Here is a 25,906-nt window from a genome sequence, read left to right as displayed (position 1 = left end):
AGTATTGAGTTTCAAAATTGCATCCTGTACATTTCCGGCCGCTAAACGCGCTTATCAATTCTGGTAACTATATGACAAATATGCTCAATCCAGCTGGTGACGGTTTCCCATCCCCATCTGAAGACGTAATGACCCGAGCCGTCACTGCATTCAATGTGATGGCCGGTAAAAATCTTGAGGTGAGTGAGGCCTATCACTTTCTTTCTGTATTGAACATGGTCATGGGGATTAACGCACCGCAGGCTCCAGCCCCGAAGCAAGAAGCACAGAAAATCTCCTCCTCCGCCCCAGAGGCCACCTCTGAAAAGGCCGAACTGGCACCCGAAGCACCCGCAATCCCCGGCACTGCTCCAGCAGCTCCAAAATCCATTGCTACAGCACCTACCTCCGCACCGGTTATGCCTGTAGAGGGGGCTAAAGAGACTGCGATCGCAGATGTCGCTAAAGCGGGTGCGGTAGAGGTGTTAGAGGTTGCACCGGAAGTAGCGCCAGCGCCTGAAGTTGATCCTAAAGCTGAACCGAAACCAGCAGAAGAGCCAGATTTGGAGCGGATGCCGAATGTGGAGGAATTATCTGATCCGCCTTCCCCAATGGCGCTGCTGCGCACTGTGCCGCCAGTCATCAAAAGCAAAAATTTTGACTGGATGCCGGAATACCGCTGGCGGATCACGGTCGTACCGTTCGACGACGCACGGCGCGATTTAAGCTACGCAGTTCACTTCCGCGAACGCCCAACCCAGGAGCAATTCGATGAGCATTATGCGTTGTTCGCCCGCAGCGATAACCGTTGCAAGGTGCACATCATGGAATCTGATGGCCGTTATACCTCCCATCGGATCACCGATGAGTATTGCACCTTCCGTGAAAAATCTGAGGACAACGCCTTCTGCTCTGAGCGAATGACGCCGCGCCCTTACTTTGAGGGGGAAGAGCGGTATCGCATCCGCTTCTACGATCGTCGTATCAGTAGTTTCAATTACATCTACTACAGCAACAAACCCACAGATGCCACCCTCAAGCGCATCTCGCGCAGCAAGGGCGGGGCGATCTTGCAGGCGCGTGGCGAGGGTGGTGCTTAAGCTATATGGCCAGCCTAAACCCTACGTTAAAAGTGGTGAGTGAGCATATTGATGCGCTCACCTTCAATGTTGCCCACCTCACAGCTGAAAACGCGAGCCTCGTTCGCGTTTTTGAGGTGGCCATGAAGCTAGTGGCTAACAACGATTGGTCGCCAGCCAACCGGGAAGCGCTGGTTTTGGCAGTGAAGGAGTGCAATCACGCGCCGGTCACTGCCAAAGCCATCAGCGAGAGAGAAGCCACCGGAATGGATCTGTTCCGGGGCGAATTGGAAAAGTTGGTGAGCGAGGGAGTGGCAGACGTTTATCTGCCAGGGATCAATATGTGCCTGGGCATGGTTGCCGCTGCCGCTTTCCGTCACCGCATCAACGCGGAGAAAATATGAACCTGAACAACACGCCCAAAAACGTGCCGAAGCTGCCGCCTAAGCTCCAACGTCACCTCTCTGAGCTGAAGTCGTATGTCGATCGTCAGGTAGATGGGGTAAGCCTGGCCATGGTGCAGCGTAAGGTTAGCGTACTGCAAACCATGACCAGCAAAGAGCTGGAATTTTTGGTTCAATTTGTGCACGTCCGTGAGCGCATCCACGTCTACACCATTTATCCGGTCGGCCGTCCGGGCAGCGCCATTTACCTCCGGCATAGCCGGCACGGCGAACCCATGGCACCTATGGGTCACACCCTCACGCCGCCAGAAGAACGCCAACCAACCCAAGCCCCTCATTATGTGCCGGGCGATCTGAAAGATATCGCCGCTAATCTGAAGTGGGGTGCAGCCCCTGAACCCGCCATGCCAATTGTGGAAAAGGAAACCATCAAAGAAATGCCGATCCAAGAAAGCAAAACCTCTCTCCCTACTGAGCCAGTCCTGAAGGCTCTTAAACATACCCCGGCCGAGCTGCGCCGTCAGGCAGAAGAGATGCTGCGCCAGGCAGAAATGCAGGAGCGTGAAACCCAGGAAAAGGACATGTTCCAAAAACGGCTGGGTCCCATCAAAACCGATTTGCTGCGCGCTGCCCATAAGCTGCGTAACGCCGCTGATGAGCTGATTGATGCCATGGCCGAGATGGAGCAGGCCACGGATCGCTTGAAGAACCTGACCGCCTAAGCCGTACCGGCATGGTCTTTGATAGAGGCCATGCCGGTACGATTCCCCCAGCCCTCCCGGGCTTCCATGAGAGCACTATGTGATCCGAGCTTATTTCAAACTCCTGGCCGCTGTACTGGCCACCCTTTGCACATATGGCCTAGCCCTCCCAACCATGATGTCTAGTCGCTCAACTCTGCTATGCCTATTTGGCGGGGTGCTGGCACTGGTCTATCCGGTGGGTGTGTACTGGGCATTTACCACCAAGAAATTTATGAAGAAGGAAAAAGCATGAAATTGAAACATTTTGCGATCGCCTGCATCATCGGTGCAGCGGCGCTCCTGACTGGCTGCGAGCGCGCTACCGTGCCAGCGGGCTATGTGGGCGTGAAGGTTGACCTATACGGTACTGAAAAGGGCGTCCAACAACAGGAAGTGGGTGTTGGTAAATACTGGCTGACCTGGAACGAAGATATTTACCAGTTCCCGACCTTCAACCAGCTGCATAACTACCGCGAACCCTTTACTTTCCAAACCTCTGACTCAATGGACGTGAAGGCAAAAGTAGGGGTGGAGTATTTTGTTGACCCAACGCAGGTGACCAAAATATTCCAAAAGTACCGTAAGGGTGTTGATGAGATCACCGAGATCAACATTCGCCAGAACATCAGCGATGCGCTGATCAACCACTCCGGCAAGATGGATATCAACTCCCTGGCAGCTGGTGGCAAAACTGAGCTGCTGGAGGAGGTCACTAAGGATCTGAAGGCCAAGTTAGACCCAATGGGTATCCGCGTCGTTAAGCTGTCCTGGCTTAGCGACCTGGACTATCCGCAAAAGGTCAAAGAGTCGATTAACGCCAAAATCGAAGCCACCCAGCGCGCGTTGTTGCGTGAAAATGAGATCGCCCAGTCCAAGGCTGAAGCCCAGAAAGCTATTGAGCAGGCGCGGGGAGAGGCTGAGGCTACCACGCTGCGCGCCAAAGCTGAGGCTGACGCAATCGCCTTGCGTGGTGATGCGCTGCGCAAAAACCCAGAAGTGCTGCAACTGGAGGCGATCAACAAGTGGAATGGCACCCTCCCACAAACCCTCACAAGTGGCGCGGCGACGCCGTTCCTGAGCCTGAAATAATAGCCGCCGGCTTACTCTAAAGGCCGGCTACCTATGTGTGCTGGTGGCGCCACGCCACCAGCACTGCCACTGAAACTAAACCCACCTCTCAAAACCCCCGATAAGCATTTTTCTTCCTGTCCCAGCTGGGGTAGTATGTGCACGTTTTTTTCTGAACTTTCTGATACTACTTTGGGGATTTATATGCAATTAAGGATGAAGCAGGTCGCAATAGGGGTGGGGTTGCTAGCCGCAATGGGCTACAGCTTTGCGTTGGGGAAATATGCAGTCTTCCCCTATAACTACATTTACGAACTGAAGCACACGTATTTCACGAAAGAACAAGTACAAGCTGAGCGGAACCCTGTCTATCTGTTCAAACGAGCCATGTATAGCGCTTTCCAAGGTAAAGGCGACTATGTGATGGTCGGGGATAGCCTGACAGAAAATGCCCGATGGGATGATATCTTCCCGGATTATAAAATCGTCAATAGAGGTATTGCCGGCGATGACACGGCGGGCGTACTCGAGCGCATCGAAGATATCACCTCCACTGGGGCGAAAAAGGCCTTCATCATGCTGGGCACCAACGATATTGACCGTGGCGTGAGCGCTGAGGGGATCGCCAACAATATCATTCTGATCGCGGATAAGCTTAAAGCGGCAGGTATGGAAGTGGTGGTTGAATCTACGTTGCTGTCTGGCAAAACTCTGGCGCAGAAAAACAGCGTTATCAACGACGTAAACCGCCGACTGGTGGCACTCTGTGCTGAAAAGCAATATCACTATGTGGATATCAACCCGGCAATGACCATTGATGGCCTGCTAAACCCCGAATATTCGGTAGATGATACCCACGTCAACTACAAAGGCTATAAGGCCTGGCGCACCGAGATCGCTAACCTGTTCTGATATATCAGCCCCCGTCATGCCGGGGGCGCACTCTTCACTCCATACAAACTAGGCGTGATTAATACCGCTGCCTTGATGCGCCACTGTATGTGAAGCATAGCGAATCCAGCTATAGAAAAGTCAACAAAATCTCTTTAAATCAACGTGTGCGGCAATCCTAAAACACATTGATACCAGGCCGCATACCCGATATAGTCTCAACACACCAAAACAAGGATTTGAGACTTTTCTCATGATTAAATGTCACTTCATTCCTAAAGGCAGTCCGGACTATCAGAAAGGGTGCATCAATGTGGTTATTGTTGGCCGTCCTGATGTAGTCGTGTTTGCTGAAAGTCTTCTGAGTGCTGATTACCCTACCTTTGAGCGCCAGGCAGTGACTGAGGCTGGCTATCTGCCGATTATCTTCAGACTGCCACGCAATACCCTGCCTGCATTCCGTAAAGCACTGATAGCCGTTCACGCGAACTTTGGCACTCAGCAGGCAAGGGAAGATAAGAGGGAGGAGGGGCTATGCATCCGAGGCATACCAGTCTGCGAGGTGGCCAGGGAGCAGATTCAGGTGGCTACTGCCTTGTCTCGCAACGCCCTAGTAACACCTGCCCAAGCCAATGCATTGGCGAAGATGTGCTACAAGATGAAGCTGCTTATTGAGGCGACGCACCCTTCCCAATGTGTGACTGATGAAGAGCGCATTTACATGGAAAAGCGCCTAAACCGCTTCCGCCCTAAAATGAGCGGCCTGATACGCTACGTTAGCCTTAGTGTGCGCGAAGCTCAGGAGATGGGCGAAGCGGCTAACTATTTCGTTGACGCCACCGATGACGATGAGCATTTCCCGCAACAGATCTACTTGTGCCCCAACGGCCGTAAAGTGAGTCGGGAGGAGTGCTTGAACCTGTCCAAAGCTCTTTGGCGGAATGTCCTGAGCTGTGCTGCTGGCGCGCCGCCAAAAGAGGGGATGTCTAAGGACTTCGCTCACTTCATGATTTCCCGGTATGGCTGCATGGATGCTTACCTATCTGCCCGCAACGTGGGGGATACGTCTCGCATGAAGCTGGTGGTCATTGAGCGCGCGCTTGCCATGCTGGAGGAGATCAAAAGGCATTTTTCACGTGGTGGCAAGCTGGCGGAGAAGGTGGCCTATGCCAAGCATTTAGAGGAGCGGTTAGATATCTGGGTAATGGACGTCAAAGCCTACTTTCACCGCAAGCTAGTGCCGATGGCCAAGGTATCGGATGACCTGACCCAGGAGCATATCGATAGCGTTATCGCGCAGCTGGAGCAGCTGCACAGCAAGACTATTGAGGTGATGAAAGATCCTGCGCCGGTGTTGCGCCCACAGGAGTTTTTCACACTTCAGCCCATATCCAGTGAGGGTGATAACGAGGCATCGCTATGATCCAAGAAAAACCCTCTAATCTCCCGCAGCTTACGCCTATAGAGGCCTTAATGGAGCAACTGCCGGAAGGTGGGTATCTTGCCTTCAAAGCGGAGCTGGAGCGCGCGGCGCATGAGCTGCTAAAGAGCTATGGCTTTGAAGAGCAGATCAGAAAAGTCCGCTTCTTAGGCAACGAGCTGTATGCGCAAACGCGATAACCGCGCTTGGCTACCCATTGAGCGAGATCGATGATTATGGATTTCAAACGGTTCTTTGCACTGAAAAAGCCATGCCCTGAATGCCCGTTCCTCAAAGACGGCGGCTATGAGCTGGCACCCGGCCGGCTGGACAGCATTAAGCGCGACATGCTGGATGATGACTTCTCTAATTTCCGCTGTCACAAAACTACTGAGCAAATCACAAGAAAGCAGGGAGTGGAAAAGCACTGTGCCGGCGCGGCGGCGTTCCTCCTGGCCAATGACCGCATGAACATCCCTATGCGCTTGGCGATGGCCGAGCGCGTGTTAGATCTGGAAGCGCTAAAGGATGCTATCCCCCTGGTAGACACCACGTTACCCTCGAAGGAAAACAAATGAGCTTTGAAACCCGCCTTGATGAGCTGCTCCACAGCCTGGAGATGTTCATCAATGCCCCTGCTGAATGGCAGCGCCAGGCCACAATTGGCACACCTCTGTTAAGCCTGACTGCCGGCGACTGCCAGGAGCTGGTGGACGGGGTGCAGCAGCTCAAGCACCAGCTGGCAACGGCCAATCAGGAGCTGGATTACCAGCGCCAGCAGCGCGAAAGCCTGCTTGATGAGGCCACCACGTTGAAGAAGTTTGTCCAGGCTGGCCGCCGGGATATCACCTTGGCCGATTCCGGCCGCCCGAAACCGAATACCCCGCTGCTGGATGCCATGCTTTTCGCACAATCCAGCCATTACAGGCTTGGCGTTTAAGCAATGGAACAGACAATGACAGCACCAGTACAACACGCCGTGCGCCTCCGAGGGGAAGCGATCGACATTCGTGAGGCAATGCGCCGCGACGACCGCTTAAGTCCATCAGCAGATGAGGCTCGCCGGCTCCTGGACATCCACACCGCCGCGATGTCACTGGCACAAATCGGTGTGGCCGTGGCGGACACCTGCAAGCTGACACCGTTCGAGCTGGATGATTACGAAAAGACAGCCCGCAAAGAGGCAAACCCCCTTCAGGCCTACCAGCGTGAAGATGATTGGGACTGGTTCGAAGGAGAAAAAGATGAGTGATGAGCAGGTGCGCTTCCTTCCTGAGCTGCTGGAGGGGCATATACCGGATGACATTCTTGGTCGCTACCAGATGCACTTGCAAGACGCTGACATCCCAGCAGAGGCTGCTACGAAGGCCATCTCAGAGCGAGGCATTGCCCAGCGTGAAGCACGATCTTTCGTTCATTGTCTGCTATCAGACTCGGGGCTAGGGCAGCAAGGTGAAGAAAACCGCGCGCCTGCTGAAAGCATCTTCAGCCCTCTACAGCTTTCTGATTTACGCAAGCTGAAGGCACAGGTTGCGCTGGGCGCTTTCGATAATGCGTCACTTGCAGTCATCAGCGTCACTATTTTAGAGCTTATCGACCGGGTAGAGGCTGCTGAAGCCAAAGCAGAATTCCGTGGTCAGCATGTACTACTGGCCACTGCACAGCGCGATGCTATGGCGGCAGACCTTGAGCGGCTGCGGACGCAAGAGCTTATCTATCAAACCAGTCCCGCCCCTGACATTTGGTGTGATGTTACCGAGGCTGAGTGGGATGCATCGAAAAAGCATCCTGGATGTGAAGAGCATTGCCGCATTGTCTATACCGTTTCACCCTTAGCAGCGGTGCCGCCACATGAGCTGGCCGCTCTCACAATCCAAGCCGCTGGTAGCGAAGTGGTGGGGGGCGTGATTCATTACGGCTGACAATAGGTATGTTGAATTCTAAGCGGGCGGCATACCGCCCCAACTACACAGTAGATTAATGAGTACAGATAATTGATTAACGAAAAAGCCACAGATCGCGAGTTGGAAGCCTTCATCCGCGAACCAGTAAACGGCGCCGTCATCACCCCTAACCATGATCTAGCGGTTTCCATGGCTAAGGAGCTGCTAGAACTGCGCGGCCAGGTTACCGCTATGCAGGAGCTGGTGGCCATCAAAGAAGCCGCAGTGAAACTGGTACGCTGCAAAGGGCGTTACCACTCAGAGCAAAACTACCGCGCGCTGGCTATGCTCCTGGGCGTTACCACGCCCGACCTGGATCCAGGCGCTGACCTGGCACCGGGCTGGCAGGCGTTGCCTATCGCTCCGACCATCGACATGGCGCGCGCGCTTGGCGTGGCGTGGGAAAGTCCACCATTCCCAAAAAAATACCAAGACATGCTTAAGATCTCTCCTGACTACGATGGCCAGCCTCTGCCTGTTTTTACCCATTTTGAAGGACAAGATGAATAAGCAAGACATTAAGGCCATGCTCCTCGCTCACGGCCTCAAGCCAACGCAGCAGCCAGATGGATCGATGGATTTACACCCCTATTTGTATAGATTCGTGGAAGCGCTCTTAGAGCGTTTTTGGTTAGATGTCGCCAATCCGGTCTCAGTTATACAAATTAAGCCCTGTGATGATGCTCCTGCGCATTCTGCGACGCTTTTCCGCGGCCTTCAGGTAGATCCTGATATTCCAGTCTTTGTGATGAAGAGGGTACATTGATGTCGATTTATACGCTCTGCATCACTGTGACTGTCAGTGTCCTGATTGTATGGGCAATGCTTGAGTATCGTACTCACGGCTGGAAAAAGGCTTGGTTACGCATCCTGGCGCTGGTGGCCACCTCTGTCATTTGTGAGTTCGCCCTTTACCAGCATCTTCACGCCATTTAACTCAGAGGCCGCCCATCAGCGGCCTTGCTTCACCTGCATAAGCTAAATGCCTGGTGCTTGATTAAACACGCGCCCCGACACGTCAGACAGCACATACGCAATCACCCCCCAGATAGGCGAGTCATCACCGCCAGACACCGCATAATCGCTCAATTTAATTACATCATGCTCTTTTGTTAACCGCTGTAATGCCGGCTCCGGCACACTCACGTAACGCACAACCTTAAATTCACCGCCCAGCCAGGCAATCAGGAGCGATCCGTGTTTGGGGTCTAAACTGCGGTCGATCACCAATACTGAGCCTTTGAGAATACCTACTGATGGTAAATAGTCTGCCGCCCGCATGAAGTAGGTGGCAGGGATAGAGACCCGAGCAATAGCATCCAGGCTAAGCCGGGGGCGCGCGTAGTCTTGCGCTGGGGAAGGGAAGCCCATAAAAATCACCTGCATTAATTTATATGTATATTCATACAGTAGTGTGGGCTGGCAAGTACGTCAAGAGTGAAGCCGCAGCGAGTTAAAACCCTTTATTTTCATAAAATTAAATGTGGTTAAGCTCAGGCTTTCTTAATTGAGCCTGACGCTGAGTAAGACAGGAGATTGAAGGCAAATAGCACAGGTTGACCTAGGTGGGTTAGGCAAAAAGTGCTAAATTATTGACAGGTGGTTGCACATTCATCAAATCCATGGAAAGATATTTACTTAAGGCAAAAAAAAACCCGGACAGAAGTCCAGGTTTTCATTTGCTGAGCAGCTGCAAACTGCTACAAGCTGTAGGCTATAAAGCCAATAACTGTTCATTAACGGTAAGTCTTTGGATTCTACCTTGCAAGGAATTTAGGAGGGCAAAATGAATAATTAGCACTTTTTGTTAAAAAACGCCAAGCATGGGCAGCTGCAAACTGCCAATAATCTATTCACATGTGCGCTATAAAGCCAATAACTGTTTGTTATAGCGTACCTTTTTTAAAAAGGTTTTTATGGACAATACAAATATATTTATGTTTATTTTGGGTTTAATGGAATTTATCCGTGTCGGCCTAGAAATAGCTGTATCTTTACAACAGTTGTAAGTGATTTTGTAAAGCAAACTAAAGCTGCCTAACCGCAGCTTTTTAACATGTTTCTAACACTACAGCACTAAGGCAGAGGGCACGATAACCTCCATAAAAGCGACAAAAGATTGCATTAATACACATGTTGTCGCATAATCAAGTCACGCAAGGAAAGCGTATAAATGATGATAAAAGGGACTATCCTTTGAACACATCCGAGTAGAAGAGGTAGACCCCATGGCTATTAGTGTCCGTCTTGATGAGGACTTTGTGGATGATGTGAAAGTGTATGCTGAGGTTTCAAGCCGCAGCGTACCAAAGCAGATTGAGCATTGGGCTAAAATAGGTAGGATTGCCGAAGACAACCCTGATCTGCCGTATTCCTTCATTCTCGAAGCCTTACTAGCTAAAAGTGAAGTTGAGAATGGAAGGGTCAAGAAATATGTCCGGAGAACAGAGCGTAAACAAGGTTGATGTTTACGAAACTCGTCGCTTTGAAAAAGCATTGTCTAAACTGAGCGGCAAGCAACTGCGTATTGTAGAAGATGAAATTGAACGCGTTATTGCCGATCCCTTGATTGGCGAACAGAAAAAAGGGGATCTCAAATTTTTGCGTGTTCACAAATTCTCTCTCGAAAAAGAGCTGTATCTTTTGGGCTATTCTTGGTTAGAAGGAAAGCTTGAGCTGTATTTGCTGTCTATTGGAACTCATGAGAATTTCTATGATGACCATAAGAAGCACCGCAAGCAGGATTTGAAGCTGGTGAGCTAACCTGCCATGCGTCAAAGATATACAGCACACACCCGGCTCGATGCCGGGTTTTTCATATTGGGAAAGGGAAAATGACTGAGTGTCAATTATTACAGGTTGCCACCCACTGCCGCACCCTAATCGAAGAAGCGCTTTCTATGTCGGGTATTGCTGTCACTACCGGCTTATGCCTGATGGCTTGCACACTGGTGCAGCGCGCGGCGGCACTGGCCGGCTATGCGGCGGTTATCCGAGGTGGTGACGGGCTAGAGGATGGCGGCTTGTTCCTGCCGCATGGCCGATATGGCCACTACTGGTGTGAAGTGTCCAGCGGTGGGGAGCATTATGTTGTGGACATTACTGCCGATCAGTTTGGGTGCGCGCCAGTCATCGTGCGCCCGGCATATGCACCGGACTGGCCTCGTTATGTGCCAGGCGATCAGGTGCTGGTGGATAGTCACGTTGCGGAGCTTCTGGAGGATTACGCGAAAAGCGCAGCTCAGTAACTGACGAACGTCAGGCCGCGCCGGCGTGCCAGGATCTGATACAGCCCTGTGGCCAGCTCCCCAGTATCGCCGGTTATGACGCCAGCCGGCAGATATGACGCCTCCTCCCAGTACCGCACTACCGCATAGGCTTTCCGAGCATCGTCCCGGTGTGCCAGCTCCAGCATCGCTACCACCCGATACCGCATTTCCCCATCAGCTGGGGAGATATGCGACTGTACGGCTGCTGCCAGGGGCTTGCGACTGTCAAAGATGGCCAGATACTCACTGCCGCGCACGATCAGCGACGCGATGACATCAAACTGCTTGGTAATGGTGGAGGGCGTATAGGAAGAGGATAGGGTGATCAAGCTGGTGGCTCCGGCCAAAGTAAAGCCCGCCGGCGGCTGCCAGCGGGCGAGGATTTAACGCATAACTGTAAGGGGTTTCCTTGGCTTGGCTGATGAGGACGCGGCGTGACTCGCACTCGACTTATCCTCCTGAGTGGGCGTCGTCTGAGAAGCTGGCTCAGCAACAGTAATGCCCAACAGCCTTAATGCTTCAGCCTGAGCTGCGACAAATTCTGGCGAATTGACTGAATACAAATTTGCCACACTTTGCAGCCATTGTTGTATTTTTGCCGGGTCAGGCTTTACGGTCGCCTCAGTTTCCTCAGATGGATCACCGTCTTTAGAAACAGTCCAAAATGCCCTGTGCCATGCAGCAGCTTCTTCCTGATATTTTTCTTTGTTATCAATCTGGGTGACAATGCCACCCTTTAATAGGCTGAAAAACTCTTCTGCTTCACTTACACGGTAACCATAAGGAAAGTCTCTGGCAAAATCCTCAACCAGATTGTCAGAATGCTCTGCTTGGTAAGCTTCTATCTCTTTCAGCAGCTCGGGCAGAAGATCTCGATCCATAACGTCAAAATAGCATTTCAGCATGTCTGCATATTTGTCGGAGCCGGCCATAGACTCGGCATCCTGATTGATGAATCCCATCATAAGCTCATCAAGATGTGGGTATCGTTCAATGGTGGCTGTGGTCATGATGCCTCCGGCCTAGGAATGCATGGGAAACTGGTCACAATATACTTATTGCGTCCGGCAATGTTTCCGCGAATGATTTTCACAAAAACATGTGAGCAAATCGCCTCCTCAAAAGTACCATCGTTGAGCAACTTAACCTGTGTGCCCACAGGGAAGTTACTTTCAACCTTTATGAGGATAAAATCTTTTTTTCCACCAGCGCGCGCTATAACCCCGCCTGGGGGGTTGTCTATCTTATAGTACCAATTATAGACCCTATGCAGATCACTCAAGATAGCCTTGGCGACTACAGTCTCAGCAAATTCTTGCCCATGATAAAAGGTAGACGTTTCATATAACCGTTCGGCATCGAGTAGGCGCTGTATCATCTCAGGCCTTGTCTTACCGACATGATCCCTTAATGTGTGCCCGCCCTGCTGTCTGGTGCCTTTCTCATGCTCATTCAGGTCTGTGCGCATGATGTCTCGAATCATCAGCACCAGCTTTTCAGCGGTTATCCCAGCCTCGATATCAGCAGGAAGAGGATCTCTCCACAAGTCCCTCAGTATAGTGTCTGCCATCAACATCCCTCAGATGCAAAGAAAACGCTAATACTACGCCTGACACTCCCGCATTCCCATTTTGGGCGACAAAAATCAGAGTTGTGTCGGGGTTTGGCTGGTGGTTGGAATGCTGATGGCCAGCAAAGCCACCACCAGCGACCAGCGCCCTCAATTTGATTATTTGCGTGGCTTTTCATATAGTCACCACCGCCCGCTCCTGTGCCAAGCACAGAGGCAATGAGAGGCTCCTTGTTCTGTGCTTACCCTGTCTCTACCGTCATCTGGTGAGTACATGCCAAGTAGCTTTATGCCCCGCACCATGCAGGGGAAAAGGAAGTAGCGATAAGGCGCATCCTCGCGCCTTAATCTTCGCAATGCCCCTCCCATAACTCTCATCCCGGCAACACACAAACAGCAATGAAACCCGTATACCCATTGGGGGTCTATTGGCAGCCAAACACTCAAGATTTACGTCTTGGGAGATATCGCAGTACCTGATTGAGCTTGGCCGGCCGGCTACAGCCAAAGAGGTGGCGAAGGGGTTGAAGGCGCGTTACCCGCAGTATGATTCATCGGTGAGTGAGATCTACTTGCGCATGAGTTCGATCGCCAAGTCGCACAACTCAGACTGCCGGGTCGATGATTCAGTTAGGCCGCGCACCTTCCACCTGACCCGATTAGACGATGCATTTTTCAAGCGGTGCAGGAATCCAGAGCGGATTGACCCGGTAAGACGGGAAAAGATGCTGATGACTGAGGAAGATAAGGAAAGGGCAGAGAGTCGGATGTGGCATCTCGCCCATAAGCTGATGGGTGCGGCGGTTAGACGCCGCATGTGTTAGACGTTAGAAGCCGCCATTCAGGGCATCGCTAAAGCGACTGAGACGGGCGTTTTCTGGCTTGGCCTTTCCCCCTGATGGCTCTGTGCTTTCCTTTTCTGCTTCAGCTGGTGGCGCTGCGGGTGCCTCCTGCTTACTTTGAGCTGGTTCACTCACGTGCGCCGGCTCTTCTGCTTTTACTGGTTCAGGGCTGGTGGCCTGGGCGGTCACCGGCTCCAGAGCCTTCTGTACGACCTCAGAAGCCTCCGCTTGCATAATCTGGGGGTTATCCCCCAAATACTGCTGCAACCGCACCAGAAAGACTTGCTGGCGCTCACGTTCGCTCATTCGCGCAAACTGCGGCGTGTCCAAGAAGTTCAAGACCGGCAACAACCCACATTCCATTAGCATTTGGCCTGCCTGCAAGGCAGCGTTTATCTTGCTGCGCTTGATGGTGTACTCACTGCTCTCACGAAATTCATCAATGAAGCGAGCAGCCGCCGGCGACTGCCGGGTTTGAGCGGTAATGCGAAAGTTTAAGCTATCTCTTTTTGAGTTGTCGCCAGCCATATTAGGCCTCCGGGGTTAATTCAGTCATGGCCAGCTCTTGCAAGATCTGCGGCTTGCGCTGCTCCATGAGGATGTGAACGCCATCTGTCACGGCTAATTCAGGGTGGTCAGGCACGAAAACGAAGTCGTGCCATGCTTCCGCCAGGTTCGGCAAATAGCTGAGCTTGCCACCCAGCCAGTTAGCCCCGCCCCCAACGAACAGCAACATATCGATAGATAGCATGTTATGCAGCACAGAGCGGATATCTTCCCGGATCTGCGTGGCCAGCTCCATGGCAGCCTGCTCTACATATTTGGTGATGTCACGGCGCAGGTGCTTGCGGGATTCAGCGCGGGAGCCGATGTAACCTTGACGGATGATTTCATCCAAGGCGGATTTTTGGATCTCATGCGCGTTGGTGAGGCCAATTTCCTCTGCGTGTTCCTGGAGCAGCAGGTGAAGGCGGTCAATCATCACGTGGATGCCGTGCTCTGTGGTTTTGCAGCTAAGCACTTTCAGGTGCTCATTCACAATGGCGATATCACACGTGAAGCGGCCAAGGTCAATGATGATGCTGCGCTTCACGCCTTCAAACTCAGGGTGCTCTGAGCCATCTGGCAGGGTGCTGGCGGACACGTAAGCCGTCACCGCCTCGGGGAATACCAGCACTTTTTTAACGATTGGCGCTTTCAACTCACCAGAATAGTTGGTGATGGGCTGCATGAGGTTCCGGCGCTTGGCCTCAATACGTGCGGTGTCAATGCCATTGCCACCGTAATACTGCACGGCCGGCAGGGTGTCACCGATCACCACTGGGCGACCGCCCAATCCTGCCTGTGCCACTGCGTTGAGCACCAGGACGCGGTTTGCATCGCTGAGCTGGTATTCAGGATCGCAGGTGTTCACCAATTCCATGCTTGTGCCGTCATCGGTCACAGAGAACAGCTCACCAGATTGTGTCTTCCACGTTGAGGTTGACTCATTCATGCCGTGTTGCAGGCGGCCTCTACGCACCAGAGATGGGGTGATGATGTTGATCACCTCGCCCCTGTCGTTAGTGAAGCGCATAGAGATGTTGCCTGAGCCGCCATCCATAGCCACAAAGACTGGGGTTTGATTGTTCGCTGTCATATTCGTGCTTTCCTTAAGTTACTGATTTATTGATTGATAGATTGCTTAACGCGGTGCCAATAATACAGAAACGGGACGTAAAATCAACTTTTGGTATCCTTTTGTCATAATTTTGGTAACCAAATTGGTGGCGCTGATGATGATGGATGAGATGTAACGATCAGTAGACTGCGATCAAATTGGCAACTTTGAAGGTGATCGCAGTGAAGACAGATTGGGGAGAGCATAGAGAGCGCTTCGCCCAGATGCGGGCAAAGCAGGACATCAGCATTAAGCAATATGCTGAATTGTATGGACTAAACCCCAACACTGCCCGCCGTTACCTGGGTGCCGGTGATAGCGTCGTTGCCAAAGAAAAGCCACAGGCCAGCCCCGCGCGATCAGTTCCGCGATCATCCCAGCGATCAAAGTCTTCCCCACGATCAAATGATCACGCCAATAAAGATGATCACGCCAGTGATCAACGCAGTGTGATCACCGCTTCAGAGAAAACCAGCAAAATCAGGGAGCTAAGCGCACAGATTAAAAACGGCACCGGGGGCAGCGCCCTCAGTGATGTGCCGACACCTGCTGCTGTGCTTGTTGGCGAAGTGATCACGGCCGTTGCCGGCCGCACAAAGTCCGGGCGTGTGTCAGACCAGACTAAGAAGGGCGGTCAGTTACTGATGGGCACCGCGCCAGCGGAGGAGGATGTAGCCCGAGCACAGGAGCTGCTGGCCGCTGCCGGCGTTGATGCCCTTGAGGCTATCGTGATTGAAAAAAGCCTCGTCAATCTCTTCAAGATAGAGCGCATCAGCATAGAGCTGCTGGAGTTCCTAGATTCACAGCCGGCACCAGAAGGCGATGAAGGTGGCCAGCCCCCTTTAGTTAAAGCCCTTTCCGTGGTAACCGCTGCCGCCGGCGCAATCAATGACGCTGCCCGCACCATGGCCGGCATACGCCAGAGCTACGCCCGGGAGCAGCGAGAGCAGGAAAAACACCTACGCAAGCTCCAGGAGCCGGAGCGCATCCAGCAAGCCTACCAGGAGCGTCAGGCACACGGCCGCAGCGCCCTCGATACCGCAATCATGATTGAGTCACACGGCGACAAGGTGCCCTCCCTGCTGCTGGAGCTGGCGCGCCATGAGATCAAGCAGTCCGCCACCAATGACATTCAAGCTGTGCCCATCGATTTGATGGAGCTGGACAAGCAAGCCCGGGAGATGCGCGCTGCGCGCCTGGCCGCCCTGGATGAAGACTTGGCCGGTAAGCGGGAGGCCGTTAACCAGCTGGTCGATGAGGGTGGCCACGGTGACGTGGCAGCGGATGGGAGCCTTAACGATTTAAACCTGTCGGTTGGCTTTGCTGACGATGAAGAACCAGACGACGACATTAACCAACTGCTTTTTGGAGATGATGAAATAGATGGCCACCAGCACTAAGTTGCGATCGCCGGTCTTGGATGACCCGCGCTGGCAACGGTTGGTCGTGATGTATCGGTATGACTGGATCACCGCCGCCGAAGTGATATTTGGGAAAACCCCAACTTGGCAGCAGGAGATGATTATAGAGGCCGTGCAGGAGCACGGTAGCCGTACCTCAGTGTCGTCAGGACACGGTACGGGTAAGTCCGACATGACCTCTATCATGATCCTCTGCTACATGATTTTCTTCCCTGAAGCCCGCGTTATCCTGATAGCAAACAAGCTACAGCAGGTCAAGACGGGTATTTTTAAGTACCTTAAGCAAAACTGGAAAGTTGCACTCAAAAACTTCCCGTGGCTGGCGCAATACTTCACGCTAACTGATATGCAGTTCTTTGCGAACGGCTCAAAGGGCAGCTGGGAAGTGGTGCCCAAGGGCTTCCGTCTGGGCAATGAGGAGGCGCTGGCCGGTGAGCACGCTGATCACATGCTCTACATTATCGATGAGGCGTCAGGTGTCTCTGACAAGGCATTTGGCTTCATCAAAGGCGCACTGACCCAGGAGGATAACCGCCTACTGCTGATCTCCCAGCCCACGCGAACCAGCGGCGAGTTTTACGATTCTCATCACCGCCTGGCCAAGACCCCAGAGAACCCCAAGGGTATCTACACCGCCATTAAGCTCAACTCTGAGGAAAGCCCCCTGGTTACCCTCCGGTTCATTGCTGAGAAGCTGATGGATTATGGCGGCCGCGAAAGCCCTGAATACCTGATCAAGGTACGCGGGGAGTTTCCGACCTCGCTTTCTGGCTATCTACTGGGGCGTGATGTGTGTGAGCGCGCCATGCGCCGGCGTGTGCCGCTGGCCAAGGGCTGGGGCTGGCTGGCCTGCTGTGACGTGGGGAACGGTCGAGACAAGTCCGTGTTGGGTATTTTCCGGGTGTCTGGATATGGCAAACATCGCCGGGTGGTGCCGCATATTGTCTATGAGATGGAATCTACCGTTACACCGTCACGTTTCGCTGATGTCATCTTCAGCGAGTGCACCCATGACAAGTATCCCAATATCTCCATTGCCATCGATGGCGACGGGATCGGTGCTACTACGGCCGACGTGCTGGAGGAAAAGCACGGGGTGTTTGCCCAGCGCATTCGTTGGGGTAAGCGTATGCACAATGAGGCGCTAAAGCGGCACTATGTCAACCAGCGCGCCTATGCCAACGTACTGGCGGCTAACGCAGTGCGCCAGGGGCGCATGAGACTTGACCCTGATGCCAAGACAGCTGACCAGGCCAGCAAGATCCCGGCCTTCCTCAATGAGGCAGGGCAATGGGTGATCATGAAGAAGGAGCAAATGAGGTTGAAGCTTAACCTGAAGTCGCCCGACCGATGGGATGTCTACTGCTTTACCCAGTTAGCGGACTATGTGCCGGCCAGTGAGGTATTGAGTCGGGCTGATGAGGGTCGCAGAAGCGAAGCGGAGGATTGGCTTAATGGCTAAAGCCACCAGCTGTGGGTGGCTACTCAATATCGTTGACGGGTGGCGTGGGGGCGGCAGCCTCGGCTTCTTCTCGGGCGCGCCTGGCAGCGGCTCGTTCGGCGGCCTGCTTAGCGGCGCGCTTTACTCTGGATTGAATGCGACGCTCTTGCTTTGTTCCTTTCAAATGCTCTTTTAAGGCCTTAGCCTCATGTTCCAGATAGACCTTGCAGCCACCATACATCTTAATGGGGAGCGGGGTCAGCTGGTCATAGAAAGAGGTTTTATTGGTCTGCGCCTTTTCAGCAAGTTTGATCTCTGTCACTTCACGGCCATCAAAGAATGCGCCATTGCTTGAAACTCGGGTAACAACGCGCCCAGATGCATCCGGCGTTTCATAGCTGCAATACAGGTCGTTATAGCCTGTGCGCCGGCAGATAAGCACGGTTTCAGGGGGAAGGGATGAGAGAATTTCTCGGTCTTTATTCAAACCATCGAGCACTTGCTCGAGCTGCTCAGGGGGCTGGTGGGTGCGGGCAGAACGGACGGCTACAGTGAGCTGGCGCAATGCAGCTTTGACGGTGCGCGTCTGCTGGGCTGAAGCCTCGTTAGTATAGTAGGTCACGTTGCTGGCATTGGTGATCAGCTTGGGGAAGGGGTAAAACAAGCGTTTAGCCGCACCAAATTGCTTAACGTCAGTCGCCAGCTGCTCCAAATTGAAGGCGTATTTAGCCCAAAGTTCTATATCACTTTCAAACTGCAAGAATTTCTCAGGTGGGACGATGACGATGGGACGATAAGCCTCACCGGTAAGAATGGCGGTTTGGGTGACGGTGGCCAACTCCATGGCCTCTTTTAAGAACCTCTCCCGGAAGCTCAAGAATTCTTTGTATAGTTTCTCTACACGCTGGATTTTTTTCATCAACAAAATGTCTCTTTCAAGGCCGGCATAGCGCCGACAGCTTAAAATAAACATTATTTTAGTATAGGTCTACTAGCCGTTACACAATACCCGGACAAAAATGTCTCATAACTGGACAAACTTGTCCTATATGTGGGACACGAGCACTCTATGAACAACTGGGTCACAAAATACAGTAGTAAATGGTTTGCTTTAAGTATCGGCGGAGTTCTTTGATGGAGACACGTTTTGTGCCAGGAGCGGGGGTTGAGAGCGTCATAGCGAAGTGTTGCACGATGATTTCCATATTGGCAGGTGTTGCCAAGGTTACAAGCCCAAGCTCTTTGGCGGCTAATGTAATGTCATTCACTAAAGGTAAAATGGTGTTACGTGTCATTGCTCTAACCCTGCAAAAAATTTCCAATCCACTATCGTTTTCGGACAATCCCTATATACCACTAGCCCATTGTGACGGGGAAGGTTACCGGTATCAGAAACTGAAAATAGTGCTGAATTGCGGGCTTTTTCGACAATTATGGAACTGATACCATTGGTGATATTGATCATGGTAATAATAACTTAACGGAATAGGTCTCTGGTGAGATAACAATAAATCGAATATGCTTACCCCCTTACAAAATTGTCAGGTATATATAACTACCCATATATATACCTGACAACATTTGGTACTTTACGGTTTAGCAAAGCCGTTTCAGTCCTGTGACGTTTTCCTTACGAAATTAGCAGGCTTTTAACTTTAGGGGTTGGCACACTATGAAACCGATACTCAGAGCGACATCTCATCCCAATCTCGTCGTATATGCAGGCGTTTTTAGCTATCAGCATGAGCCATAACTTGAAGATCAGACTTGGTAGCGTTACGTGAAAAATTAATCAGATTGTGGGTAATCCCTGTGCATTTTTAGCGTAGAAGCACCAAACGTTAGTCCCACGCTCATAAACCGGTTTACCAGTTAATTTTGGGATTAGCGTTGTATTTAACCCAGACCACTATAAAATCACTATCCCGGGCGGGATAGTTGCAGGAGCATTTTTATGCAACCGACCGGTAAAATGGTTAAGGCAGCCCGCATAAAGCTAGGCAAGACGCAAGCAGAGATGGCCGAACGATTTGGCTACTCCGTTGGCGGCTGGATAAAGAAGGAACATGACCATCGGCCTATGGCCTCTAGTGAGTTTGAGTTCCTTCTTCTCCTTGCGGATATGCACCCGGACCTTCAATTGCACGATAGAAACGCTAAGCGGCCGTTTACGGCTGAAGAAATCGGGTTGCTCCTGAAAGATGAGCATCCAGATTACAAAATCTGCAAACGACATAGGAAAATCGATGACGAAAATGACTCCGAAGAAGGTGAATCCACGTGACCTTCCTTCATTAAACGCGGCAAGTTTCGATGAGCGGGTAGCCGATCATCTTCGCCGGTTCTTAGCCGACAAGGATGCGTTTGCCAAAAATACCTGGGATCAGATGCTCTCGGTATTGCGGAGCTGGGCGCGCTGGTGTGACGAGCGCGGCAAAGTGTGGCTCCCCGCTGACTATGATGATGTGCGTGATTACCTCTTCTATTTGAAAGAGGAGCTTGGCCGTGCCACCTCCACAGTGGCACAGCACAAGACCATGATTAACAAAATTCACGCCGAGGCCGGCTTGCTGCGCCCTGATGACGTGCGCTCCGTTGATCGTGGGATGCGTAAAATCCGCAGAACGTCTGTCCTAAAAGGTGAGATGATCGGCCAGGCTATTCCGCTGCACCGAGAGGAATTGCTCAAGGTAGCTGCCGCGTGGGAGTCCAATACCCGCCTTTACCAACGCCGGAATCTGGCTTTCATCGGTATCTCCTACATTACTCTGCTGCGCATTGCGGAGATCTCCCGCTTACGTGTTCGTGATGTGACGTTCTCCCCTGACGGCACCGCTATTCTGCTAGTCAAGCACACCAAAACCATCATCGATGGGTACGGCGTCATTAAGAAATTGGCTCCAATCGTCACTGAGTGGCTGGTCAACTGGCTCGAAATGTCTGGCCTGGCCGATCAGCCTGACGCCTTTGTTTTTTGCGGTGTTGACCGCTACAACAAACTCCGTCAAACCAAAAATCCCCTTACTCACCGTGCAATTGAGAAGATTTTCTCTGATGCTTGGTCAGCGCTCTATGGCACCCAGGACGGAAAGTCTACCAAGCGCTATCGCACGTGGACTGGGCACAGCCCCCGCGTAGGGGCGGCGCAGGACATGGCCAAAAGTGGTGCATCCCTTCCCCAGATTATGCATGAGGGCACCTGGAAGACGCCTAAGCAGGTTATGGGCTACATCAGACATTTGGAGGCAGATAACAGCATCATGTTGCGTATGTTTCGCTGAGATAACGCCACAAGACGCCCAAAAGAAAAAGAAAGAAGAACAATAAGGTCATCCCCATGCCAAGAGAGTTTTCGATCTTGCAAAAGGTCACGCTGTCTTATTTGGCAGAGCAACACTGTAACGGAAGCCTCCGTAAAGGTAAGCACTGCCAAATTCATCTATCCGCCCTTTACTTGCAAGTTAGGCCGAGATACCTGAAAAAAATGCACAAAAAATCGCTCACATTGAGCAATTTCAGGAATTCTCTATGTCGCTTAGTTAAGCGCGGTGCTGTCCAGATCATCCATTCGGAGCCGGACAATCCCAAGGCACCGCCGCTTTGCCAGTTGACAAAAGAAGGCATAAGTATCGGCACTTATTTACGGTTCGAAGAAACGCCGCTGTCCCCGCCCAAAGATGTGGTGTTCTGGACGCAAGACTAAAGATACCCCTATACTAAAACGTGTTTTATTTCGTGATTCAAAATGAATCACCGTGAATCACCACCTGATTCACTTCGTGTTAGCCCCAGAGGAATTTATGGCAAAAGTGCTGGTGGTTGACGGGATAAAGGTTCATTTGCGCAGTGGGGTGCGTGACGGCCGCGCGGTTGTCGCTTGCACCCTGATATTCCCATCCGGTGCGCCGATCAGGGATATGACGCTCGATAAGTTGATGGCCAACCCGCAAGAGGCCGCCCAGTTTGTTGAGGCAGCAGATGAGCATACCGCCCAGCAGATCGTGAATGACATCCAGCGCTCTGAGGGGCATATCATTGAAGCAATTAACCGCGTATTTAGCGCCCCAGCATCACAGGTGGCAACCCGCGTCCACCAGCTGGAGCGCCGGCGCACCCGGTGACGCGCCTGGCGCTCACTTTTAATTTTTCCGGGCTTTACCCGGCCTTCCAGGGATTTCTATGTTCCATATGTCTACGCACCACAAGCTATTCAATGGCCTGATGCTGTGCTCTATTGCGCTTACCCTATATGGCGATATTGGGCTGACAATCTTTGCCTACATGTTAACTATCTTGGCGCACATGATGCTGGCAGGAGGGTTTAAATTCCGTACCCAGCCATCTCAGCAGGCTTACTTCAATGAAGTGAATGAGGCCTATATCGAGCGTAAGGTCACTGCTGATATCGCTGCCCACCTGAAGCTTTCTTCTCGTGATGCAACTCCACAGGAAAATGAGTTGGCGGCACAGTTTGTGGTGGCCGCATGTAAGCTCTCAGGGTATAGGCTGCGTATGCCCTTGTAAGGCGGCCTCACCAAGTCAAAAGCCCACAGCGCCCCTTAGAGGGCGCTTTTGCTATGCACCTACCCAACGATAAGGATGCCACCATGAAAGTCTCACGCCGCATGATGAAGTTTTTCACGGCCGTTGCCCGCGCCCATCACATTGACAGCCCTACGCCCTATACGCATTTCTCCTACGTGGATGATGCCGGTAATTACAGCGGGGATGACATCGTGGGCGACGGGAGGGTTCTGGAACAATTATCCAAGATGGGTATAGTGCGCCTCCTCGGTGATGAAGATGACTTCACCGTCCAGCTGGTGGAGCGCTTTGACGTGCTGGCCGGCTGGTTTGACGGTGCCCGGGCTGCATCGCGTAGTGAAGGGACGGACTATAGCGCCTATCACTCCTGCCCGGTCGCGTTCCTGGCTGGCCATCAGCATTGGCATGAGCAGCAATCACCTTCAGCCATCCCTTACAAGGATGTCTACGACAGGCGGTGTCATGGCTTTGTGTGCGTGGATACAGGGGAAATATGGCAGCAGATGTAAAAACAGCCCCCGGAGGGGCTGTAGTGCTCTCGCAATCTATCAAAAAATTGAAAGCGCGCAGATCCTATAGCAAACATTGACCTTGATCAATAAAGGAAACCCATGTCCCAAAGCATTCTTGCCCAAGTTAAGCACCTTTTCTCTGATTCTCCGGCACCGATCATCACCAGCGAGGCTTCTCCATGCTTCCAGCTGTCTGGCCATCGCCTGATTTCCCGTAAAGAGCGATCCAAGGACTCCCCGGCCAGCATGGTTGTGGCCACCGGCCTCGCTCTGGCGTTTGATCTGGATAACCAGCTCAACGTGTATAGCCTGCCAGACCTGGCGAACGATGCCGGCATTCGCTTGGCCATGGGCGTTGATGTGATCGGTGCCGACCGCCCTGGTGAAATCACTGTGAAGCTGGTACGCGACAGCAACAGCGAGGCCGCGATCGAGGCCTGGGATATGCTGGTGGATGCTATCGAAAATAAGCAATTCCCACCGGTGGTGAAGGGGCAGATGGTGCATGTGCCGCGTACTCTTTTCCTGGGTGAGCAGCAGGCAGAGCAGCAACAACCCGCTGTTTTGCCGGAAGAAAGCGCAATCGCACCCTAAATAGACGCCAATCCTAAAATATCTCTGGATTAACGTAGACGCCCATCCTAAAATCTTTGTCCCCAATTTAGGTTTTGCGTTAATCCATGATATTTTCCAGCCCCAAAATCCGCTTTGCCCTGGCCACCAGCTCTATGCTGATGGCCTCCCTCCTTTTCCATGCATCATCCCGGCTGGTGGCCTGATGAAAGTCAGCGACAACGAGATGATGCAGGCCATCTTCATCGCTACCCTGCGTGAGATGCCTTACCGGACTATTGAGAAGTCTTTGGGCGATCGGTATGCCCTACAGCCTGACAAGCCACTCAATCTGCGTCGCAGTGTCATGCAGCTGGCCACAATGCGTCACCGGCTGAATATCGACTTGAGCGTAGGCCATAGCCTGAAGCGGATCCGGTCGCTGGTGGAAACGGACGCACTGCACTCTGATGAAGGTGCCAGCCATCCCCGCGCCAATGGCCAGACCTTCTATTTCTGGCTTCCCATGGAGCGTATGCGCATCGTGTGGCTGCGCTGCCGGCAGTTGCTTTATATCTGCGGGATTGACGAGAAACCTAAGACTATTTTGGCGAGCATTGAGAGCTTGGCCTCTTCTGTGAGTGACCAGTTGCTTGAGGAGTTCGCATTACACCAAACATGGCTTAATGGCCATCACGCCTGGGTAGCGCAGAGTGTCCCTAAGAGTGTTCGAGATGTACATGGCCTTGGAGCCAAGCATTTATATGCCCCTTATCGTGGCTTGGGTCTTCCTGTGCGGCACAGTGGGATTCATCGCCGTCCTTAAGATCTGCGAGTTTCTTAGAAAGGAGCTGGCATCGCTAAAAGTGGAAGAGTTCCCGAGAGAATAAGCCGGCCACCCCTTTGACGATAGCCGCAACGTTATCCTGGCAGATGCCACCGCATGAACCGTAATAGATAGCCGCTGGCAGGCGGTATCAAGGAGATTACATGAGCAACACCCTTTCCTCTGTTCACCTATTCGATGAGCGCGCCAAGCTGGTTATGGCGCAATTTGAGCATAAAAGTTACCTGACCATTCGTGACATCCTGGCCGCCGTGAGCCGTGGGATCTCAGTGGCCAGGAGCCTGGTACAAGAAATGGAGGCTCAAGGGATGTTGCACATCATCACCGCTGGCGGCCGCCGCATTTATCTCAAAGATGCTCCAACGCCTGGTGCATTTGCAGAGCACCCATTTCCTGTGCGTCCGCGCGCCGAAAACCCCTTACCCATGCAATTCCTGCGTAGCTCGGCCGACCGCCGTGGCAACACGATTTTCGATGAGTGCCGCCGTAACAGCGCCATGTACCAACTACAGAGTGTCTTCAATCAGCGCCTTGCCGCCAGACAGCTGGCTAATTAATTCCTAAAGGAGTTTTCCTCATGCAGCACACCCCAGACATTCAACCCATTGTCATTGATGAATGCGCAATTGATGAATATCCAACCCCGGACGTTCTGACCGAAATGGCGGCCATGGCAGCCTTGCGTGAATTCCGTGTGCCTGCGCTCCCGGGTGATTACCTCATGGCATACGAGCGGATCCAAAAGCAAAACATGCGTATGCGTATCGATATGGCACTACACGGTATCGATATGTTGGATGAAGAAATGGTGCTCAAGCGCCATGGCTGGCTGATGAATAGCGCCGTCAATGCCTCAATGCCCCTTTAGCCTGTGCCGGCCATTAATGGACTGACGGAAGAGAAGAAGGCGCGCCAGCTGCAAAAACAGCGGGATGCCCAACAGCGCCAGCGGGAGAAGCAGCGCACCCGCCAGGCAGATCCGGCTTACCGCCAGGCCATGCAGGAAAAAGCCTTAGCCAGCGGTAAGCGGCAGCAGGAAAAGCAGCGCGCGCGCCAACAATCTCCTGAGTACCGTGCCCAGCTGGTGGAGAAAGCCCAGGCTAAGCGCCAGCAGGCAGTTAGCAAGCCACCAGCGGCGGCCAGGACGCGAAAGCCGGCGCGCAGTCTGGGAACCAAGGGGCGTAGCCCTACCTCCGAGGAGCGCGGCATCATGGCCGCCCTGGGCACTCTCCCATGCATTGCCTGCCTACAGCATGGCATTCGCACAGAGCAGGTCTCATTGCACCACATTGACGGCCGGGTAAAGCCGGGCGCGCACAAGCTGGTGCTGCCATTGTGCGAGTGGCACCACCAGCTGGCCGCGCCGGCAAGGGTTCGTGATTGTTACCCGTGGCTTGTGCCCGTACATGCCGCAGGCACTGTAGGCGGAAAGCGAACCTTTGAGGCTTTGAATGGGACTCAGTACGAGCTGCTGGCGCTGGCATATCAGATGGCGCGCATCGATATACCCCTAATCTAAAATGCATTTTATTTTATGAACAAAAATCGCCTAAGTAATCGCCGCAGAAAGCTTTTCTGGCACGTCAGTAAACAAAAAACTGCCACTCCACCACCCGAAAAAAAAGCCGCCTGACCGAGCATCACGTATTGTTTTTGGTGCCTGGGTTCATTAAAGTGCCCTGGCATTCACATGACCGTCGTTATCGATTTCAGTTAAGAT

At 52.6% G+C, this 25,906-nt stretch carries 37 protein-coding genes and 1 pseudogene; 30 read left to right on the top strand and 8 right to left on the bottom strand.

From position 1 onward, the window contains the following. The first annotated feature begins 71 nt into the window (after window positions 1-71). From C1N62_RS22055 to C1N62_RS21990, 14 genes and pseudogenes are all read left to right on the top strand, one after another. Window positions 72-1,079 (top strand): hypothetical protein, encoded by a 1,008-nt coding sequence (locus C1N62_RS22055; RefSeq protein WP_137765880.1) that lies wholly within the window; start codon window positions 72-74, stop codon window positions 1,077-1,079. 5 nt (window positions 1,080-1,084) lie between these two features. Next, entirely contained in the window at window positions 1,085-1,462 is a 378-nt protein-coding gene (locus C1N62_RS22050) for a hypothetical protein (RefSeq protein WP_137765879.1), read from the top strand. Continuing rightward, window positions 1,459-2,184 carry a hypothetical protein gene (locus C1N62_RS23430; protein ID WP_240775856.1) on the top strand — a complete coding sequence of 242 codons (726 nt, stop codon included), beginning with the start codon at window positions 1,459-1,461 and terminating at the stop codon, window positions 2,182-2,184. Before C1N62_RS22050 ends, C1N62_RS23430 begins: the two co-directional genes overlap by 4 nt. Window positions 2,185-2,454: 270 nt before the next feature. Continuing rightward, complete coding sequence (locus C1N62_RS22040) at window positions 2,455-3,294, top strand: SPFH domain-containing protein (protein ID WP_137765878.1); 840 nt, start codon at window positions 2,455-2,457, stop codon at window positions 3,292-3,294. 195 nt (window positions 3,295-3,489) lie between these two features. Continuing rightward, on the top strand, window positions 3,490-4,185 hold the full coding sequence (locus C1N62_RS22035) for a GDSL-type esterase/lipase family protein (protein WP_168195933.1): 696 nt from the start codon (window positions 3,490-3,492) through the stop codon (window positions 4,183-4,185). A gap of 232 nt (window positions 4,186-4,417) precedes the next feature. After that, a complete protein-coding gene (locus tag C1N62_RS22030) occupies window positions 4,418-5,587 on the top strand; it encodes a hypothetical protein (RefSeq protein WP_137765876.1) in 1,170 nt (389 codons plus the stop codon). After that, the gene (locus C1N62_RS22025; protein ID WP_137765875.1) at window positions 5,584-5,784 is read left to right on the top strand and encodes a hypothetical protein; all 201 of its coding nucleotides are present in this window, start codon (window positions 5,584-5,586) and stop codon (window positions 5,782-5,784) included. The genes C1N62_RS22030 and C1N62_RS22025 overlap by 4 nt, the downstream gene beginning before the upstream one ends. Before the next feature lie 30 nt (window positions 5,785-5,814). After that, window positions 5,815-6,162, top strand: coding sequence for a hypothetical protein (locus C1N62_RS22020; protein WP_240775855.1), 348 nt, complete (start codon window positions 5,815-5,817; stop codon window positions 6,160-6,162). Continuing rightward, window positions 6,159-6,524 carry a hypothetical protein gene (locus C1N62_RS22015; RefSeq protein ID WP_137765874.1) on the top strand — a complete coding sequence of 122 codons (366 nt, stop codon included), beginning with the start codon at window positions 6,159-6,161 and terminating at the stop codon, window positions 6,522-6,524. Before C1N62_RS22020 ends, C1N62_RS22015 begins: the two co-directional genes overlap by 4 nt. Window positions 6,525-6,539: 15 nt before the next feature. Then, the gene (locus tag C1N62_RS22010) at window positions 6,540-6,836 is read left to right on the top strand and encodes a hypothetical protein (protein WP_137765873.1); all 297 of its coding nucleotides are present in this window, start codon (window positions 6,540-6,542) and stop codon (window positions 6,834-6,836) included. Further along, complete coding sequence (locus C1N62_RS22005; protein ID WP_137765872.1) at window positions 6,829-7,506, top strand: hypothetical protein; 678 nt, start codon at window positions 6,829-6,831, stop codon at window positions 7,504-7,506. The genes C1N62_RS22010 and C1N62_RS22005 overlap by 8 nt, the downstream gene beginning before the upstream one ends. Before the next feature lie 213 nt (window positions 7,507-7,719). Further along, window positions 7,720-7,848, top strand: a pseudogene (locus C1N62_RS23660) (ead/Ea22-like family protein); the annotation flags it as partial. A gap of 181 nt (window positions 7,849-8,029) precedes the next feature. Continuing rightward, the gene (locus C1N62_RS21995) at window positions 8,030-8,293 is read left to right on the top strand and encodes a hypothetical protein (RefSeq protein WP_137765871.1); all 264 of its coding nucleotides are present in this window, start codon (window positions 8,030-8,032) and stop codon (window positions 8,291-8,293) included. Further along, window positions 8,293-8,463 carry a DUF2834 domain-containing protein gene (locus tag C1N62_RS21990; RefSeq protein WP_137765870.1) on the top strand — a complete coding sequence of 57 codons (171 nt, stop codon included), beginning with the start codon at window positions 8,293-8,295 and terminating at the stop codon, window positions 8,461-8,463. Before C1N62_RS21995 ends, C1N62_RS21990 begins: the two co-directional genes overlap by 1 nt. Before the next feature lie 42 nt (window positions 8,464-8,505). Here C1N62_RS21990 and C1N62_RS21985 read toward each other — a convergent pair whose 3' ends face one another. Next, complete coding sequence (locus C1N62_RS21985) at window positions 8,506-8,898, bottom strand: peptidase (RefSeq protein ID WP_137765869.1); 393 nt, start codon at window positions 8,896-8,898, stop codon at window positions 8,506-8,508. 857 nt (window positions 8,899-9,755) lie between these two features. Here C1N62_RS21985 and C1N62_RS21980 point away from each other — a divergent pair. From C1N62_RS21980 to C1N62_RS21970, 3 genes are all read left to right on the top strand, one after another. Further along, window positions 9,756-9,992 (top strand): ParD-like family protein, encoded by a 237-nt coding sequence (locus C1N62_RS21980; protein ID WP_137765868.1) that lies wholly within the window; start codon window positions 9,756-9,758, stop codon window positions 9,990-9,992. Further along, window positions 9,961-10,290 carry a type II toxin-antitoxin system RelE/ParE family toxin gene (locus C1N62_RS21975; protein WP_137765867.1) on the top strand — a complete coding sequence of 110 codons (330 nt, stop codon included), beginning with the start codon at window positions 9,961-9,963 and terminating at the stop codon, window positions 10,288-10,290. The genes C1N62_RS21980 and C1N62_RS21975 overlap by 32 nt, the downstream gene beginning before the upstream one ends. Before the next feature lie 71 nt (window positions 10,291-10,361). Continuing rightward, on the top strand, window positions 10,362-10,775 hold the full coding sequence (locus C1N62_RS21970) for a hypothetical protein (RefSeq protein WP_137765866.1): 414 nt from the start codon (window positions 10,362-10,364) through the stop codon (window positions 10,773-10,775). On the opposite strand, the gene C1N62_RS21965 is transcribed toward C1N62_RS21970, so the two are convergent. From C1N62_RS21965 to parM, 5 genes are all read right to left on the bottom strand, one after another. Next, window positions 10,769-11,125 carry a hypothetical protein gene (locus tag C1N62_RS21965; RefSeq protein WP_137765865.1) on the bottom strand — a complete coding sequence of 119 codons (357 nt, stop codon included), beginning with the start codon at window positions 11,123-11,125 and terminating at the stop codon, window positions 10,769-10,771. The two genes, C1N62_RS21970 and C1N62_RS21965, sit on opposite strands and share 7 nt — an antisense overlap. Window positions 11,126-11,179: 54 nt before the next feature. After that, window positions 11,180-11,806 carry a contact-dependent growth inhibition system immunity protein gene (locus C1N62_RS21960; RefSeq protein ID WP_137765864.1) on the bottom strand — a complete coding sequence of 209 codons (627 nt, stop codon included), beginning with the start codon at window positions 11,804-11,806 and terminating at the stop codon, window positions 11,180-11,182. Then, window positions 11,803-12,366, bottom strand: coding sequence for an RNase A-like domain-containing protein (locus C1N62_RS21955; protein ID WP_137765863.1), 564 nt, complete (start codon window positions 12,364-12,366; stop codon window positions 11,803-11,805). Before C1N62_RS21955 ends, C1N62_RS21960 begins: the two co-directional genes overlap by 4 nt. A gap of 827 nt (window positions 12,367-13,193) precedes the next feature. Then, window positions 13,194-13,736 (bottom strand): hypothetical protein, encoded by a 543-nt coding sequence (locus tag C1N62_RS21950; protein WP_137765862.1) that lies wholly within the window; start codon window positions 13,734-13,736, stop codon window positions 13,194-13,196. A gap of 1 nt (window position 13,737) precedes the next feature. Continuing rightward, entirely contained in the window at window positions 13,738-14,847 is a 1,110-nt protein-coding gene (gene parM / locus C1N62_RS21945) for a ParM/StbA family protein (protein ID WP_137765861.1), read from the bottom strand. Between the two features lie 203 nt (window positions 14,848-15,050). On the opposite strand from parM, the gene C1N62_RS21940 reads away from it, so the two are divergent. Further along, window positions 15,051-16,268: a hypothetical protein gene (locus C1N62_RS21940; protein WP_137765860.1), complete on the top strand. Its 1,218-nt coding sequence runs from the start codon at window positions 15,051-15,053 to the stop codon at window positions 16,266-16,268. After that, entirely contained in the window at window positions 16,252-17,751 is a 1,500-nt protein-coding gene (locus C1N62_RS21935) for a terminase (protein WP_137765859.1), read from the top strand. Before C1N62_RS21940 ends, C1N62_RS21935 begins: the two co-directional genes overlap by 17 nt. A 19-nt stretch (window positions 17,752-17,770) precedes the next feature. On the opposite strand, the gene C1N62_RS21930 is transcribed toward C1N62_RS21935, so the two are convergent. Both C1N62_RS21930 and C1N62_RS21925 read right to left on the bottom strand, forming a co-directional pair. Continuing rightward, a complete protein-coding gene (locus C1N62_RS21930) occupies window positions 17,771-18,649 on the bottom strand; it encodes a hypothetical protein (protein ID WP_137765858.1) in 879 nt (292 codons plus the stop codon). A gap of 163 nt (window positions 18,650-18,812) precedes the next feature. Further along, window positions 18,813-19,025, bottom strand: a complete 213-nt coding sequence (locus tag C1N62_RS21925) for a hypothetical protein (protein WP_137765857.1) — start codon at window positions 19,023-19,025, stop codon at window positions 18,813-18,815. A 659-nt stretch (window positions 19,026-19,684) separates the two neighbouring features. Here C1N62_RS21925 and C1N62_RS23420 point away from each other — a divergent pair. From C1N62_RS23420 to C1N62_RS21870, 11 genes are all read left to right on the top strand, one after another. Then, window positions 19,685-20,014, top strand: a complete 330-nt coding sequence (locus C1N62_RS23420) for a helix-turn-helix domain-containing protein (RefSeq protein ID WP_240775854.1) — start codon at window positions 19,685-19,687, stop codon at window positions 20,012-20,014. Continuing rightward, window positions 19,977-21,011: a tyrosine-type recombinase/integrase gene (locus tag C1N62_RS21915; protein WP_168195932.1), complete on the top strand. Its 1,035-nt coding sequence runs from the start codon at window positions 19,977-19,979 to the stop codon at window positions 21,009-21,011. Before C1N62_RS23420 ends, C1N62_RS21915 begins: the two co-directional genes overlap by 38 nt. A gap of 56 nt (window positions 21,012-21,067) precedes the next feature. Beyond that, a complete protein-coding gene (locus C1N62_RS21910) occupies window positions 21,068-21,433 on the top strand; it encodes a hypothetical protein (protein ID WP_137765855.1) in 366 nt (121 codons plus the stop codon). Between the two features lie 52 nt (window positions 21,434-21,485). After that, window positions 21,486-21,851 (top strand): hypothetical protein, encoded by a 366-nt coding sequence (locus C1N62_RS21905; protein WP_137765854.1) that lies wholly within the window; start codon window positions 21,486-21,488, stop codon window positions 21,849-21,851. Window positions 21,852-21,909: 58 nt separating this feature from the next. Next, window positions 21,910-22,254, top strand: a complete 345-nt coding sequence (locus tag C1N62_RS21900) for a hypothetical protein (RefSeq protein ID WP_137765853.1) — start codon at window positions 21,910-21,912, stop codon at window positions 22,252-22,254. 83 nt (window positions 22,255-22,337) lie between these two features. Next, on the top strand, window positions 22,338-22,784 hold the full coding sequence (locus C1N62_RS21895; RefSeq protein WP_137765852.1) for a hypothetical protein: 447 nt from the start codon (window positions 22,338-22,340) through the stop codon (window positions 22,782-22,784). A 102-nt stretch (window positions 22,785-22,886) separates the two neighbouring features. Continuing rightward, complete coding sequence (locus C1N62_RS21890; protein WP_137765851.1) at window positions 22,887-23,381, top strand: hypothetical protein; 495 nt, start codon at window positions 22,887-22,889, stop codon at window positions 23,379-23,381. 184 nt (window positions 23,382-23,565) lie between these two features. Then, window positions 23,566-24,165, top strand: coding sequence for a hypothetical protein (locus C1N62_RS21885; RefSeq protein ID WP_137765850.1), 600 nt, complete (start codon window positions 23,566-23,568; stop codon window positions 24,163-24,165). A 164-nt stretch (window positions 24,166-24,329) separates the two neighbouring features. Then, window positions 24,330-24,743 carry a hypothetical protein gene (locus C1N62_RS21880; RefSeq protein ID WP_137765849.1) on the top strand — a complete coding sequence of 138 codons (414 nt, stop codon included), beginning with the start codon at window positions 24,330-24,332 and terminating at the stop codon, window positions 24,741-24,743. Between the two features lie 20 nt (window positions 24,744-24,763). After that, complete coding sequence (locus C1N62_RS21875; RefSeq protein WP_137765848.1) at window positions 24,764-25,054, top strand: hypothetical protein; 291 nt, start codon at window positions 24,764-24,766, stop codon at window positions 25,052-25,054. A gap of 3 nt (window positions 25,055-25,057) precedes the next feature. After that, on the top strand, window positions 25,058-25,705 hold the full coding sequence (locus tag C1N62_RS21870) for a Ref family recombination enhancement nuclease (RefSeq protein WP_240775853.1): 648 nt from the start codon (window positions 25,058-25,060) through the stop codon (window positions 25,703-25,705). Window positions 25,706-25,906 lie beyond the last annotated feature (201 nt).

It is taken from the genome of Nissabacter sp. SGAir0207, from assembly GCF_005491205.1.
GTDB lineage: Bacteria > Pseudomonadota > Gammaproteobacteria > Enterobacterales > Enterobacteriaceae > Chimaeribacter.
This window is presented reverse-complemented; position numbering and strand designations above follow the sequence as displayed.

Coding starts and splice junctions, on each gene's coding strand:
- C1N62_RS22055 (WP_137765880.1), top strand. CDS start 72: ATGACAAATATGCTCAATCCAGCTGGTGACGGTTTCCCATCCCCATCT.
- C1N62_RS22050 (WP_137765879.1), top strand. CDS start 1,085: ATGGCCAGCCTAAACCCTACGTTAAAAGTGGTGAGTGAGCATATTGAT.
- C1N62_RS23430 (WP_240775856.1), top strand. CDS start 1,459: ATGAACCTGAACAACACGCCCAAAAACGTGCCGAAGCTGCCGCCTAAG.
- C1N62_RS22040 (WP_137765878.1), top strand. CDS start 2,455: ATGAAATTGAAACATTTTGCGATCGCCTGCATCATCGGTGCAGCGGCG.
- C1N62_RS22035 (WP_168195933.1), top strand. CDS start 3,490: ATGAAGCAGGTCGCAATAGGGGTGGGGTTGCTAGCCGCAATGGGCTAC.
- C1N62_RS22030 (WP_137765876.1), top strand. CDS start 4,418: ATGATTAAATGTCACTTCATTCCTAAAGGCAGTCCGGACTATCAGAAA.
- C1N62_RS22025 (WP_137765875.1), top strand. CDS start 5,584: ATGATCCAAGAAAAACCCTCTAATCTCCCGCAGCTTACGCCTATAGAG.
- C1N62_RS22020 (WP_240775855.1), top strand. CDS start 5,815: ATGATTATGGATTTCAAACGGTTCTTTGCACTGAAAAAGCCATGCCCT.
- C1N62_RS22015 (WP_137765874.1), top strand. CDS start 6,159: ATGAGCTTTGAAACCCGCCTTGATGAGCTGCTCCACAGCCTGGAGATG.
- C1N62_RS22010 (WP_137765873.1), top strand. CDS start 6,540: ATGACAGCACCAGTACAACACGCCGTGCGCCTCCGAGGGGAAGCGATC.
- C1N62_RS22005 (WP_137765872.1), top strand. CDS start 6,829: ATGAGTGATGAGCAGGTGCGCTTCCTTCCTGAGCTGCTGGAGGGGCAT.
- C1N62_RS21995 (WP_137765871.1), top strand. CDS start 8,030: ATGAATAAGCAAGACATTAAGGCCATGCTCCTCGCTCACGGCCTCAAG.
- C1N62_RS21990 (WP_137765870.1), top strand. CDS start 8,293: ATGTCGATTTATACGCTCTGCATCACTGTGACTGTCAGTGTCCTGATT.
- C1N62_RS21985 (WP_137765869.1), bottom strand. CDS start 8,898: ATGGGCTTCCCTTCCCCAGCGCAAGACTACGCGCGCCCCCGGCTTAGC.
- C1N62_RS21980 (WP_137765868.1), top strand. CDS start 9,756: ATGGCTATTAGTGTCCGTCTTGATGAGGACTTTGTGGATGATGTGAAA.
- C1N62_RS21975 (WP_137765867.1), top strand. CDS start 9,961: ATGTCCGGAGAACAGAGCGTAAACAAGGTTGATGTTTACGAAACTCGT.
- C1N62_RS21970 (WP_137765866.1), top strand. CDS start 10,362: ATGACTGAGTGTCAATTATTACAGGTTGCCACCCACTGCCGCACCCTA.
- C1N62_RS21960 (WP_137765864.1), bottom strand. CDS start 11,806: ATGACCACAGCCACCATTGAACGATACCCACATCTTGATGAGCTTATG.
- C1N62_RS21955 (WP_137765863.1), bottom strand. CDS start 12,366: ATGGCAGACACTATACTGAGGGACTTGTGGAGAGATCCTCTTCCTGCT.
- C1N62_RS21950 (WP_137765862.1), bottom strand. CDS start 13,736: ATGGCTGGCGACAACTCAAAAAGAGATAGCTTAAACTTTCGCATTACC.
- parM (WP_137765861.1), bottom strand. CDS start 14,847: ATGACAGCGAACAATCAAACCCCAGTCTTTGTGGCTATGGATGGCGGC.
- C1N62_RS21935 (WP_137765859.1), top strand. CDS start 16,252: ATGGCCACCAGCACTAAGTTGCGATCGCCGGTCTTGGATGACCCGCGC.
- C1N62_RS21930 (WP_137765858.1), bottom strand. CDS start 18,649: ATGAAAAAAATCCAGCGTGTAGAGAAACTATACAAAGAATTCTTGAGC.
- C1N62_RS21925 (WP_137765857.1), bottom strand. CDS start 19,025: ATGACACGTAACACCATTTTACCTTTAGTGAATGACATTACATTAGCC.
- C1N62_RS23420 (WP_240775854.1), top strand. CDS start 19,685: ATGCAACCGACCGGTAAAATGGTTAAGGCAGCCCGCATAAAGCTAGGC.
- C1N62_RS21915 (WP_168195932.1), top strand. CDS start 19,977: ATGACGAAAATGACTCCGAAGAAGGTGAATCCACGTGACCTTCCTTCA.
- C1N62_RS21910 (WP_137765855.1), top strand. CDS start 21,068: ATGCCAAGAGAGTTTTCGATCTTGCAAAAGGTCACGCTGTCTTATTTG.
- C1N62_RS21900 (WP_137765853.1), top strand. CDS start 21,910: ATGTTCCATATGTCTACGCACCACAAGCTATTCAATGGCCTGATGCTG.
- C1N62_RS21895 (WP_137765852.1), top strand. CDS start 22,338: ATGAAAGTCTCACGCCGCATGATGAAGTTTTTCACGGCCGTTGCCCGC.
- C1N62_RS21890 (WP_137765851.1), top strand. CDS start 22,887: ATGTCCCAAAGCATTCTTGCCCAAGTTAAGCACCTTTTCTCTGATTCT.
- C1N62_RS21885 (WP_137765850.1), top strand. CDS start 23,566: ATGAAAGTCAGCGACAACGAGATGATGCAGGCCATCTTCATCGCTACC.
- C1N62_RS21880 (WP_137765849.1), top strand. CDS start 24,330: ATGAGCAACACCCTTTCCTCTGTTCACCTATTCGATGAGCGCGCCAAG.
- C1N62_RS21875 (WP_137765848.1), top strand. CDS start 24,764: ATGCAGCACACCCCAGACATTCAACCCATTGTCATTGATGAATGCGCA.